This window comes from Pleomorphomonas carboxyditropha (genome assembly GCF_002770725.1).
In the GTDB taxonomy this organism is placed as follows: domain Bacteria; phylum Pseudomonadota; class Alphaproteobacteria; order Rhizobiales; family Pleomorphomonadaceae; genus Pleomorphomonas; species Pleomorphomonas carboxyditropha.
In genome coordinates, this window is the sequence record NZ_NQVN01000002.1 from 41,531 (window position 1) to 53,826 (window position 12,296).

Annotated in this window: 12 protein-coding genes; 2 read left to right on the top strand and 10 right to left on the bottom strand. The window is 66.1% G+C overall.

Annotated features, from left to right (window positions below; genetic code table 11):
* Nucleotides 1-162: 162 nt before the first annotated feature.
* The 5 genes from rbsK to CJ014_RS04735 form a co-directional block, all read right to left on the bottom strand.
* Nucleotides 163-1,089, bottom strand: coding sequence for a ribokinase (rbsK, locus tag CJ014_RS04715; protein ID WP_100079390.1), 927 nt, complete (start codon nucleotides 1,087-1,089; stop codon nucleotides 163-165).
* A 90-nt stretch (nucleotides 1,090-1,179) separates the two neighbouring features.
* Nucleotides 1,180-2,178 carry an ABC transporter permease gene (locus CJ014_RS04720; RefSeq protein WP_100079391.1) on the bottom strand — a complete coding sequence of 333 codons (999 nt, stop codon included), beginning with the start codon at nucleotides 2,176-2,178 and terminating at the stop codon, nucleotides 1,180-1,182.
* Complete coding sequence (locus CJ014_RS04725; protein ID WP_100079392.1) at nucleotides 2,175-3,176, bottom strand: ABC transporter permease; 1,002 nt, start codon at nucleotides 3,174-3,176, stop codon at nucleotides 2,175-2,177. The genes CJ014_RS04720 and CJ014_RS04725 overlap by 4 nt, the downstream gene beginning before the upstream one ends.
* Nucleotides 3,169-4,671: a sugar ABC transporter ATP-binding protein gene (locus CJ014_RS04730; protein ID WP_100079393.1), complete on the bottom strand. Its 1,503-nt coding sequence runs from the start codon at nucleotides 4,669-4,671 to the stop codon at nucleotides 3,169-3,171. The genes CJ014_RS04725 and CJ014_RS04730 overlap by 8 nt, the downstream gene beginning before the upstream one ends.
* Nucleotides 4,672-4,805: 134 nt before the next feature.
* The gene (locus CJ014_RS04735; protein ID WP_100079394.1) at nucleotides 4,806-5,795 is read right to left on the bottom strand and encodes a substrate-binding domain-containing protein; all 990 of its coding nucleotides are present in this window, start codon (nucleotides 5,793-5,795) and stop codon (nucleotides 4,806-4,808) included.
* 233 nt (nucleotides 5,796-6,028) lie between these two features.
* Between CJ014_RS04735 and CJ014_RS04740 the strand changes: the two genes are divergently transcribed.
* On the top strand, nucleotides 6,029-7,111 hold the full coding sequence (locus CJ014_RS04740; protein WP_100079395.1) for a LacI family DNA-binding transcriptional regulator: 1,083 nt from the start codon (nucleotides 6,029-6,031) through the stop codon (nucleotides 7,109-7,111).
* 258 nt (nucleotides 7,112-7,369) lie between these two features.
* Here CJ014_RS04740 and CJ014_RS04745 read toward each other — a convergent pair whose 3' ends face one another.
* Nucleotides 7,370-8,011 (bottom strand): TetR/AcrR family transcriptional regulator, encoded by a 642-nt coding sequence (locus CJ014_RS04745; RefSeq protein ID WP_100079396.1) that lies wholly within the window; start codon nucleotides 8,009-8,011, stop codon nucleotides 7,370-7,372.
* A 52-nt stretch (nucleotides 8,012-8,063) separates the two neighbouring features.
* Between CJ014_RS04745 and CJ014_RS04750 the strand changes: the two genes are divergently transcribed.
* A complete protein-coding gene (locus tag CJ014_RS04750) occupies nucleotides 8,064-9,020 on the top strand; it encodes an NAD-dependent epimerase/dehydratase family protein (protein ID WP_100079397.1) in 957 nt (318 codons plus the stop codon).
* A gap of 177 nt (nucleotides 9,021-9,197) precedes the next feature.
* On the opposite strand, the gene CJ014_RS04755 is transcribed toward CJ014_RS04750, so the two are convergent.
* The 4 genes from CJ014_RS04755 to CJ014_RS04770 are packed head-to-tail and all read right to left on the bottom strand — an operon-like array spanning nucleotide 9,198 to nucleotide 12,289.
* Nucleotides 9,198-10,145, bottom strand: a complete 948-nt coding sequence (locus CJ014_RS04755) for an ABC transporter substrate-binding protein (RefSeq protein WP_100079398.1) — start codon at nucleotides 10,143-10,145, stop codon at nucleotides 9,198-9,200.
* Between the two features lie 31 nt (nucleotides 10,146-10,176).
* Nucleotides 10,177-11,220, bottom strand: a complete 1,044-nt coding sequence (locus CJ014_RS04760; protein ID WP_100079399.1) for an ABC transporter permease — start codon at nucleotides 11,218-11,220, stop codon at nucleotides 10,177-10,179.
* Nucleotides 11,217-11,984, bottom strand: coding sequence for an ATP-binding cassette domain-containing protein (locus CJ014_RS04765; RefSeq protein ID WP_100079400.1), 768 nt, complete (start codon nucleotides 11,982-11,984; stop codon nucleotides 11,217-11,219). The genes CJ014_RS04760 and CJ014_RS04765 overlap by 4 nt, the downstream gene beginning before the upstream one ends.
* On the bottom strand, nucleotides 11,984-12,289 hold the full coding sequence (locus tag CJ014_RS04770) for a hypothetical protein (RefSeq protein ID WP_100079401.1): 306 nt from the start codon (nucleotides 12,287-12,289) through the stop codon (nucleotides 11,984-11,986). Before CJ014_RS04770 ends, CJ014_RS04765 begins: the two co-directional genes overlap by 1 nt.
* Nucleotides 12,290-12,296: the final 7 nt, after the last annotated feature.

The following is a 12,296-nucleotide window of genomic DNA, read 5'->3' on the forward strand; positions in this document are numbered from 1 at the left end:
CTATGAGGATTGATGTTGCCCCCAAGTTTTGTCTGATCCCGAGGTCGCGTTCGACCTTCCTAGACTCGCCGCTTTGGCATTCTGCAACGACGCTGGAAACATCGGTGCGCGACGCGTTACCGGCCGGGGCCTGCGTTAGCCCGCGGCGGATTTAGCGAAGCGTCAGAACGGCTGGGCGGCGATGAGAGCCTCGACCTCCGCCCGGGTTGGCGCGGCCTCGGACGAGCCGGCTTTAGTGCAGGCGAGCGCCCCGGCGGCGGCGGCGAAGCGGATGGCCCGTTCGACCGGCATGCCATCGGCGAAGGCGGTGGCGAGGCCGGCGTTGAAGCAGTCGCCGGCTGCCACCGTGTCGACGGCCTTGATGCGAAACGGCGGCACATGGCCGCGGAAACCGGCGCTTTCGACGTAGACGCCGCGAGCGCCGAGCTTGATGATGGCGATGGGAAGGCCGGTGTCGGCAAGGCGCCGCGCCGCGATGGCCGCCGCTTCGAGGTCGAGCGGGGCGACGCCGGTCAGCGCCTCGGTTTCGATCTCGTTGGGCGTCAGGGCGTCGAACAGGCGGATGGTTTCCGGCGGGAAGGGAAAGGTCGGCACCGGCGCCGGATCGAGAATGGCCATGGCGCCGGCCCGGCGGGCGAGTTCGAGCGCCTTGAGGGTGGCCGGGAACGGGTGCTCGAGCTGGGCGAGCAGCACCTTGAGCCCGGCAAAGCAGGGCGCGGCCGCTTCCACCTGCGCCTCGGACAGGCCGGTGTTGGCGCCGGGAACGACGGTGATGGCGTTCTCGCCTTTGCCGTCGACGTTGATCACCGCGACGCCGGTCGACCGGTCGGGGTCGACGGCGAGATGCTCGAGGCCGACACCGAGGCTGTCCAGGCGCTCATGGATGAAGTTGCCGAAGGAATCGGCGCCGACACGGCCGATGAAGCGCACCGGCTGGCCGAGCCGGGCGACGGCCACCGCCTGATTGGCGCCCTTGCCGCCCGGCACCATTTGGTAGCGATGGGCCGTGAGCGACTCGCCCGGCCGGGCCGCCCGGTCGGCGTAAGTGACGATATCGACGTTGACGGAACCGATGACGATGACGGACACGGCGGATCTCCGGAGGTCAAGGCATCCGCCCGGAGTTCACCGGGCTTTGGGGCAAGGCGGATGCAGAAGAAACAAAATTCTGGATCGGGGCTATCTTCGGTCAGGCGCGAGATTGAAGCGGACGTGAAGCACCAGCCAGCGGCAGATCATCACGGTGATCAGCAGCAGGCCCCAGACGGCGGTCGCGAGATGCTGGTTGGCGCCCAGGATGTTGAGGCCCGACGACAGCATCTGCAGGTCGATCAGCGCCACGAACACCGGCAGAGCCTTGCCGAAGCCGCCGTCGGGATGGACGCCGCCGAGGAAGCAGGCCAATACGGTGATCAGCAAGTAGGATTCGCCGTGACCGACGCGCACCGAGTTGAAGCGCGCCATCATGATGATGCCGGCGATGGCGCACATAACGCCCGACAGCGTGTAGACGAGAATGACCACCCGCCGGGTGTTGATGCCCGAATAACGGGTCGCCTCGATATTGGAGCCGATCATGTAGGTGCTGAAGCCGAGCCGGCTGCGGGTCAGCACGACATGCCAGGCGATGACGCAAAGGATGAACACCAGCATCGGCACCGGGATGCCGAGGATCGAGCCATGGCCGATCGGATGAACGAAGTCGGGAAAGCCCGACACGTCGCCGCCGCGGGTCAGGAACTCGCCGAGGCCGCGCAGGAAGATCATCATCGACAGCGACACCAGGATGGGATGCGCCCGGGTAAAGGCGATCACCAGCCCCATGATGAAACCGGCCAGCGCGCCGACGCCGATGGCCGCGACCACGGCGATGGCGAAGACCATCGGGCTGGCGTCGACGCCGCCGTTGGCGCGCAGAATCCAGGCGACGGTGAGGCCCGAGAGGTTGGCGGTAAACGTCACCGCCAGGTTGAAGCCGCCGGTGATGATCGGCATCAGCATGGCGAGCGTCAACAGGCCGAGCTCGGGTAGCTGGAAGGCGACCGACCCGAACGTGGCGCCGCTCAGGAACTGCGGCGAGGCCAGCGAGAAGGCGATGAGCACGGCCAGGAAGGCGAAGCCGGGGCCGGCCATGTCGCGGACGAACGGCGCATTGAGGCGTTGGAGGAGGGCGCTCATCTCGTGGTTCCCTGGTGACGCCGGAACGGCAGGAGGCGCTCGATCTGCGAGCTGGACAGGGTTATGGCGACCAGGATGATGGCGCCGACGATCATCTTGAAGGCGAACGGCGACACGCCCATCAAATTGAGGCCGTTCTGGGTGATCTGGGTCAGCATGACGCCGAGCACGCAGCCGAGCACGGTTCCCTTGCCGCCGCCGAGCCGTGCGCCGCCGAGTACCACGGCGGCGAGCACGTCGAGCTCGCGGCCGTAGAGGGCGTTCGGGACCACTTCCTGGGCGTAATGGGCCTGCACCAGGCCGGCGATGCCGGCCATCAGGCCGAGCCAGCCGAAGGCAAGAAATCGCATGAAGGCGATGTTGATGCCGAAGCGGCGAGCGCCCTCGGGGTTGTCGCCGAAGGCATAGAGCTGACGCCCGACGGTGGTGCGGGTGATCAGCGCCCATGTGGCGGCCACGCAGAGCACCATCACCAGCACCGGCAGCGAAATCTCGACCCAACTGCCATCGGCCATCTGACGCTCATAGAGCACGACCCGCGTCGTCAGCCAGTCTGGCAGATCGTAGATCGACACCCCCTTGGTGAAGAACATCAGGAAACCGAAGAAGATGTTGAAGGTCGAGATGGTCACGACGATCGAGGGTATGCCCAGCATCTGGATCAGCCCGGCATTGATCGAGCCGAGGGCAACGCCGATGCAGCCGGCGACGACAAGGCCGATCGCCCAGTTGCCGCCGCCGATCCAGCCGATGAACAGCGCGACGCCGTACTGCACCACCGACGCGGCGACGGCAAAGGAGATATCGATGCCGCCTGCGATCAGCACGACCAGGAGGCCAACGGCGAAGATGATGTTGACCGACGAGGTGTTGAGCAGATCGAAAGCGTTGCCGATGGTGAAATAGCGATCGGTTGCAAACGACAGGATCAGGCTGATCATCGCGATCACCACCAGGAGGGCGGTTTCGGTCGCGTGTGTCCGGAAGAACTTAGCCATAGACGGCCGCCTCGATGTCGTGAAGCGAATAGGTGCGCGGATCGTAGGAGCCGACGATGCGTCCCTGCGCCATGTGCAGAATGCGGTCGGCGTTGAAATAGACTTCCGGCACCTCGTCGGAAATCAGGATGATGGCGAGGCCGCTATCGGCGAGTTGCGCGACAATGTCGAAGATGCCGGCGCGCGCTCCAACGTCGACACCGACGGTCGGCGCGTCGAGGATGAGCAGGCGCGGCTCGGTGGCCAGCCACTTGGCGATGGCGACCCGCTGCTGGTTGCCACCCGACAGCGTCGAGATGGCGTCCTCGGGCCTGCCGATCTTGACGCCGAGGTCGGTGACCCACCTGTCGACGAGGTCGCGCTTGCGACCTGGCGACAGAAGACCGCCCGACAGGATTTTCCTCAGCGACGCGATGACCAGATTGTCGGCGATCGACTGGGCCTGGATAAGGCCGAGCGACAACCTGTCTTCGGAAAGATAGGCGATGCCGGCGTCGATGGCGGCGCGATTGGAGGAGAAGTGCACCGGCCGGCCGTCGAGGCGCACCGTTCCCGAAGCCGGTTTCAGCATGCCGAACAGCGTCATGGCAAGCTCCGTCCGGCCGGCGCCGAGCAGCCCGGTGATACCGAGCGTTTCGCCTTCGCGCAGCGTGAACGACACGTCGGAGAACTGACCCGGACGCGTGAGCTTGTCGACCTCGACGACGACGCGGCGGTCGTCGCGCGAGGCGGCGCGCACCTTGGCGTCGAAGGTACGGCCGGTCATCAGCTCGGTGATGCGGGACTGGGTCATGCCGGCGGTCGGATAGACGCCGACCAGGCGGCCGTCGCGAAGAACGGTGAGCCGGCTGGATATTTCCAGAACCTCGGCGAGACGGTGACTGACGAAGACCACCGCCACGCCGCTTGCCGCCAGGTTGCGAACGATGGCCAGCAGATTGTCGGTTTCCGACTGGGTGAGCGACGCCGTCGGCTCGTCCATGAACACCACGCGCGCCTCGCCGACCAGCGCCCGGGCGATGGCGACGATCTGGCGCTGGGCGATGGCGAACTGCTTGAGCGGCAAGTCGACGTCGAGGCTGACGCCCAGCCGGGCGAGCGCGTCGAGCGCGATCGACCTGATCCTGGCGTAGTCGACCAGCCTGACGCCGCGCCCGACCACCTCGGAAAAGGCGATGTTCTCGGCGACGCTCATCTCGGAAAACAGGGCGAGATCCTGCCAGATCACCTTGATGCCTCTGGCATGGGCGAAGACCGGCGACATGTGGGAATAGCGCTTGCCGTCGAACTCGATCTCGGCGCCATCGGCCGGCCGGTAGACGCCGGTGATGATCTTGATGAGCGTGCTCTTGCCGGAGCCGTTTTCGCCGGCGAGACAGTGGACCTCGCCGGCCCTCACCTCGAACGAAACGTCGCGCAGCGCGCGGACACCGCCGAAGGTGATATTGATATTGCGCAGTGCCAGGAGCGGCTTGTCGCCGGCTGGTTGGTCCATGGCTCACATCTCTTTGCCAATCGGCGGATCGGAAAACCGGGGCGACCCTCGTCGGCCCGGCGGCAGGTCTTGACGCGGCTCGGATGGGGGTTCCTTCCGGCGAACGCCGCCGGAAGGAACGTGACGAGACGGCCTCAGAGCCCCATGGCGGCGAGTTCGGCCACCGTATCCTTGTTGATGGACACCAGTTGGTCGACGATGATGTTGCGGTTCTCGAAGTCCGGATGGACGACGCCGAGCCCTTCGATGGTGTCGCCGTCCTTGATCTCCTCGCCCTTGATGAGCTTGTCGGCCAGCGTGATGAACACTTCGCCCGCCAGCTTCGGGTTCCACATGAAGCCGCCGCTCAGAGCGCCCGACATCAGGAGCTTCTGCCCCTGCCCGGGCGAGAACGGCCCGAGGACTTTCACCTTGCCGACACTGCGGCGCTCTTCGACGGCGCGGGCGGCGCCGATCGGCCCCTGGCTGCCGAAGCCCAGGAAGCCCTTGAGGTCCGGGTTCGCCGCCATCAGGTCGAGGGCGGTGCTGCGGCTCTTGTCCACATCCTCGGCCACGCCGTAGCGGTCGCCGATCAGCTTCATGTCGGGATGATTCGCCTTGATGTAGGCGATGGCGGCATCGGCCCAGGCGTTGTGCAGCGGCACGGTCAGCGAACCGACGAACACCGCATATCCGCCTTCGCCGCCCAGAAGATCCGCGAGCAGCTTGCCATAGGCTTCGCCGTAGCCCTGCGCCGAAGCGAGCTCGAAGTCCCAGTCGGCGCCCTTCTGACTCGGCGATTCATGGGTGATGACGATGATGCCTTGCTCGCGTGCCTTGTTCAGCACGGGCTCGAGCACCTTGGCATCGTTGGGAACCACGCCGATCACCTTGACGTTCTGGGCGATCAGGTCCTCGATGGCGCGCACCTGCAGCGCCGGATCGGCGCTGGTTGGCCCGATCATGAAGCCGTCGATCCCAAGCTCGGCGCTTTTTTCCTTGATTCCCGCTTCCATCGCGTTGAACCAGGGAATGCCGCCGATCTTGACGACGACGCCGACCTTGGCGGCATCGGCCGCCAGAGCCGCGAACGAAGAGGCAAGCACAAACGACGCCGCGACAGCGGCGGCAAGAAGCCGTTTCATGGGATCGTTTCCTCCAGTAGCGCGGCAGGTTTGCCGCCTGCCGCTGTCCGCCTCCCGGCCATGTGAGACTAAGGCGCTCGGACGCTTTGTTACGAACCACTGCCCTCCAGCAGTGGCGCCAGCGGTGCACAACGACGATTTTTATGTTGCGCAATCGATGGTGCAGGGACTATTGGCGAAAATCGAAATATCGTCAAGCCTGAATCGCGGGGGCTGGACTTAAGGAGAATGGCATGGCGCCCGACCCCAGGAAGAAGACGACGATTTACGATTTGTCCCAGCTATCGGGCGCCTCTCCGTCGACCGTAAGCGCCGTGCTCAACGGTTCCTGGCGCAAGCGGCGCATCAAGGAAAGCACCGCCGAGGAGATCCAGCGACTGGCGGAGGAGCACCAGTACAGCACCAACCGCCAGGCGAGCGGCCTCAGGCGCTCGCGTTCGGGGCTGATCGGGCTTCTTCTGCCGATCTACGACTTCCACCACTTCTCGTCGATCGCCCAGTCTTTTGAGCTCCGGGCCCGCCGGCGCGGCCTGTGCCCGATCGTCGTCTCCACCCACCGCGACCCGGCCGAGGAGCGGGCAAGCGCCGAACACCTGATTTCGTATTCCATCGACGCGCTGTTCGTTTGCGGCGCCGCCGATCCGGATGGCGTCCACGAGGTCTGCGAGGCGGCCGGCGTCCGACATATCAACCTCGATCTTTCCGGTACACGCGCCCCGTCGGTGGTCAGCGACAACTATGACGGCGGCCGGGTGCTGACCGAGGCGCTGATCGACGCCTTTCCCGCCGATGCGCCGCTGACGGTGGACGAACTGATGCTGATCGGCGGACGAGAGGACGAGGCGACGCGGGCCCGCGTCCGCGCCTTCCATGACGTCCGGTCCACTCGATTCGGACGGTCCGATGCCGATGCCGTCGACCTCACCGGCTACTCGGCCCGCAACGCCAAGCTGGCGTTCGAGCGCCATTATCAGGCGCGCGGCCGGCTGCCGCGGGCGGTGTTCATCAACTCGGCCATCAATTTCGAGGGCTTTCTGCGCTTCCTGACCGACCATCGCGGCGACGACTATTCCGGGCATGTGATTGGCTGCTTCGACTATGTTCCGTTCGCCTCTTTCCTGTCCTTCCCGGTGATCATGATTCGGCAGGACGCCGAAAGCATGGTCGCCACCGCCTTCGATATCCTGGACCGGCCGAGCGAGGCGCCTGTCGTTCATCTCATTCCTCCGCAACTGGTACCTCCGAGGACCGCCCTGACCGGCCCGCTCGACGAGATCCATTCTCCCGGCGACGATTTGCGTGACCGTTCGCTGTGAGAGGTCGATGACTCGGCCGTTGCCGTCGGCGCAATCGCCCCGAGACACGACGGCCGGGGCAATTAACCTGCCGGAAAAGCAGCGTGAATAAATCGGCCGACAAAGTTCTGCAGCAATGCCTGACGGCGACTTCCGGGCAGGACAGCAGGCTCTTTAGCCATAGGCAGGCTCTGTGCGGCAATGTCGCAGCGGGCTTCGGCCGGCACGCCGGCCTATGACCGAGCCGTTGGCACTAAGCTGGAGGCGACGCCCCATAGGTCATCTCTTTCGGTCGATCGACCCTCGGCCTCTCGTCTCCCCGTCGGCGCCCGCACGTGTCCGCAATCCCAGCCAGGCGACATCCAGCACGACATCCGCGATCTCCTCGCGTGATGGCCCGGGATGATCGAGCCACCATACCGCAATCGCGTGGAGGCCCTCCTTCAGGAACGCCGTCGCGCTCTCCAGGCGCCATGGCGCCTGATCCGGCATGAACTCGGCCAGCAGCGCGGCGATGCCGGCGGAGGCGCCGGCCTGGACCTCGCGCGACAGCCCTGACGCGATCGGGTCTCCGACCGGAACCGTCAGCAGCACCCGAGCGGCATCGGGCGATTGTTCGACGAATTCAAGGAAGGCGTCGACCGAGCGGCGGAATTTTTGCTCCGGGCTGCCGCGATCCAGTGCGATCGTCTTGCCTCTGGCGATCAGGCTGTCACGGATCGCCTCCAGCACCGCGAGAAAAAGCGCCTGCTTGGAGGGAAAATGATCGTAGAGCACCGGCTTGGTGATCTCCGCGCCCGCTGCGATGGCGTCCATCGTCGTGCCGTCATATCCGTCGCGTGCAAACGCGCTCACGGCCGCCGCGAGAATTCTGGCTCGTCTTTCTTCGGCGCTCAGGCGCTTGCGGGCCCTTGACATCATGAGGCAGGACGCTACCTACTCTGAAGTAGGTTAGCAAGCCGCGAGGTGAGCCATGCGCATTTTCGTTGCGGGTGCGACGGGCGCGGTTGGACGCCGCCTGGTTCCGCTTCTGGTCGATAGCGGGCACAGCGTGGCCGGCTTGACGCGAACGCCCGGCAAAACCGGCCTCTTGCGCGAACTCGGCGCCGACCCCGTGGTCGCCGACGCGCTCGATGAGAAAGCCATTCATGCCGCGGTTGCCGCCGCGCGCCCGGATGTCATCGTGCATCAACTCACCGATTTGAAGGGTTCATCGGACCTGCGCAAATTCGACCGCGCCTTCGCCGGCAGCAACCGGCTGCGCTCGGCCGGAACCGACCATCTCCTCGCGGCCGCCCGCGCCTGCGGCGTGAAGCGGATCGTCGCGCAGAGCTTCTGCGGTTGGCCTTACGCCCGGATCGGCGGATACGTGAAATCGGAAGACGATCCGCTCGACCGGCATCCGCCCCGTGAGCTCCGCCGGACGCTCGACGCGATCCGCCATCTCGAGCGCGCCGTTACGGCAACGCCGGGTCTGGTCGGCGTCGCGCTGCGCTATGGCGGATTTTATGGCCCAGGCACCGGCGTCTTCGATCCGGCGATGATCGAACGGATCCGCAAGCGCCGCATGCCTCTGATTGGCGGTGGTACGGCCTGGTGGTCGTTCCTGCATATCGACGATGCCGCGGCTGCGACCGCGCTCGCGGTCGAGCGAGGCGAGGGCATCTACAACATTGTCGACGACGATCCCGCTGCGGTGCATGACTGGCTCACCGAGCTCGCGGCAATGCTGGGCGCAAAACAGCCGTTCCGCGTCCCCGCATGGCTTGGCCGCCTGGCGGCCGGCGAGCATATCGTCGTCATGATGACGGAGTCGCGGGCGGGATCGAACGCCAAGGCCAAGCGGGAACTCGGGTGGGTACCGCGCCATCCTTCGTGGCGGCAGGGCTTTTCCGAAATCATCCAGAATGAAGCGCGGCCGGCCGCATAAATAAAATCGCCCATCGTCGGAATGCCCGGGAAGGCATGAGTTCCGGACGACACGGCTTCGACGCCGCTAGAGCAATTTCAGCAAAAGCGGGAACCGGTTTTGCGTCCGAAATGCTCCAGCGCCGCCCATGCCATTCGTCAGTTGTTCGGTGGCGACCGTGTGGCCGCCACCATCCTGTTACATGCAGTCCGCCTTGTACTCGTACTTTTCCGCGGACGCGGTATCGCCGGCCTTGATGCTGACGATGTCGGTCATGGTGATCTTGGGCAGGCTCTCGCCCTTGATCAGCTTGGCGGCGATTTCCATCGCCACCTCGCCCTCCTGTTTGGGATCCTGGGCGATCAGGGCCTGGATCGTGCCGTTCTTGAAGGCGTTGACCTCGGCCGTGGCGGCGTCGTAGGCGATCACCTTGACCCGGCCGGCCGCTCCGGCCTGACGCAGGCCGGTGATGGCGCCGATGGCGCCCTGATCGTTGGTCGAGAAGATGCCGGCGAGGTCGGGATGCGCCGACAGCGTCGAGGTGACGATCTCCGCCGCCTTCTGCGGGTCGTCGCTTTGATATTGCGGACCGAGATATTCGATGCCGGAATAGGTCTTGATCTGCTCCTCGAACCCGGTGACGCGGGCGTCCTGCGCCGCCGAGCCGGGAGGCTGGGTGATCACCAGCACCTTGCCCTTGCCGCCGAGCAAGTCGTTCATGTCGACTGCTGCCATTTTGCCGCCCGCCTCGTTGTCGGTGAGAATCTGCGTCTCGACGAAGGAGGTATCGTTGATCGTCTGGTCGACGGTGACCACCTTCGTGCCGCGGTCGGCGAGTTCCTTCATCGGTGCGACGAGGGCCTGGGTGTCGGTCGGCACGATGACGGCGACGTCCGGCTTGGTGGCGGTCACGGCATTGACCACCGGGATCTGGCTGTCGGCGGCGAACTGGTCGGGGGCGGACACGTGGAGCGTCAGGCCGAGCTCCTTCGCCTTGGCCTCGGCGCCGCACTGCAGCGCCTGATAGAACGGGCTGCCCTTGACGCCGAGCACCAGGGCGACGTTGCCCTCGGCGCTCGCGGCGGCGGTAAGGCTGAGAACGACGGCAATTGCCGAGGCGGATGCGAATAGCGGCTTGTTTTTCATTTCTTTTTTCCCTCTGGTTGAAGTCTTGTCTTCACCCGCGCTCCTGTGCGCGGCGCTTGAGCTGATCGACCCAGACGGCGACGATCAGCACCGCCCCCATGGCCACGGTCTGCCAGAAGGGCGGAATGCCGAGGATGACGAACCCGTTGAGCAGGATGATCGGGATGAACACGCCAATGACCGTGCCGGCGATGCTGCCGACGCCGCCGAACAGGCTGGTGCCGCCGAGCACGACCGCCGAGATAGTCGTGAGGTTGTCCATGCCGTGCCCGCCGATGGTCGTCGTGGAGAAGCGGGCGTTGGACATCACGGCGCCGACGCCGGCCAGGGCGCCGGAGATCATGTAGATGGCGATCATGTAGGCGCGCACGTTGATGCCGGCGCGCCGGGCGGCCTCGGCGTTGGAGCCGATGGCGAAGACGCGTGTTCCGAAGCGGGTGAGATGGAGGACGACCGCGGCCCCTGCGGTCACCACGACCGCGATGACCACCAGCGTCGGTACGCCGGCGATCGATCCGGCGCCGACGTGGGCGACGAGGCGCTCGGGCATGGCACGAACGTCGACGCCACCGGTGATGATCTGGGCGAGGCCCAGCGCCATGCCGAAGGTGCCGAGCGTGACGATCAGGGCCGGGATACGGGCAACGGCGACCAGCCAGCCGCTCACCGCGCCCCAGGCCATGCCGGCGGCGACGGCGACGAGGCTGCCGATGCCGATCACCAGCCAGCTCGCGTCGGTCGTGCCGAAAGTGGTGCCGGCGGCCCCGGCCAGCCAAAGCATGGTCTTGGCCGAGAGCACCGAGGCGAACACCAGCACGGCGCCGATCGCCAGGTCGATGCCGGCGGTGACGATGACGAAGGTCTGGCCGATGGACAGCACCAGCAGGATGGCGGCGTTGATGGTGAGCTGCGACAGGTTATAGGCGGAGCCGAACTGCATCGGCCTCAACGCGGCGAAAAGGGCGATCAGGAAGATCAGCAGCAGGAAGATCCAGCCGCCGCCGAAGAGGCGCGTCAGGCGCTCGCGGCGGGTTTCGGCGTCGTCCTCGCGATCCGGCTCGGTGGTCGTGCTCATGAGGGGCTCCGTGCTGTGGGGGTTCCCGCCGTCATGGCGGCGATCAGCCGGTCGACGTCGACGTCCCCGGCGTGGAACTCCGCGACGTTCTCGCCGAGACGCAACACGACGATGCGGTCGGCGACCTCGATGACCTGCGGCATGTTGTGGCTGATCAGGACGACGGAGATGCCGGCCTGCTTCACCTGGCGGATGAGCTCGATCACCCGCGCCGTCTGGACGACGCCGAGGGCGGCGGTCGGCTCGTCCATGAAGATGACCTTGTCGGCCCACATGGCGGCGCGGCTGATCGCCACCGATTGGCGCTGACCACCCGACAGCGAGGACACCGGCGCCTTGTTCGAGCGGAGCCGGACGCCGAGGCGGGCGAATTGCTCGGTGGCGCGGCGGCGCATCTCGGCGCGGTCGAGAAAGCCGAGGCGGCCGGCAAGTCCGCGCCGCATCAGCTCGTTGCCGAGGAAGATGTTGTCGGCGGGGCTGAGGTCGGGGGCGAGCGCCAGATCCTGATAGACCGTGGCGATGCCGTGGCGCTGGGCCTCGGCGGGGGAGGCGAAGACGACCGGCCGGCCCTCGACGCTGATCGTGCCGGCGCTCGGCGCGTCGGCGCCCGACAGGATCTTGACCAGGGTCGACTTGCCGGCGCCGTTATCGCCGACCAGCGCGCAGATCTCGCCGGCATGGACGGCGAAATCGACGCCGCGCAGCACGTGCGCGTGGCCGAAGCGCTTGTGGATGCCCCTGGCTTCCAGAAGCGGCGCGTCCATCACGAGGCCTCGGGAAGCGGGAGGCCGACGTTGTTCGAGAAGGCGAACAGCTCGTTGTAGCCGGCTGCCGTCAGTCTGGCCCAGTGGTCGAAGGCGGCTTCCGGGCTCGGAAAGCGCCAGATGTCGACGGTCTGGAAGTCGTGCTGGCCGCGGATGTGGTAGCGACCGACCCTTTCGCCTCCGGCGGCGACGGACGCCGCTTCCACCTCGGCCCAGCGGGCGTCGAGCGCGCTCTTCTCGGCGGCGTCGAGCCTGTACCATTGGGGGCGCGGACGCGCATAGTGGATCCAGATGCTTTCGGACATAGCGGGG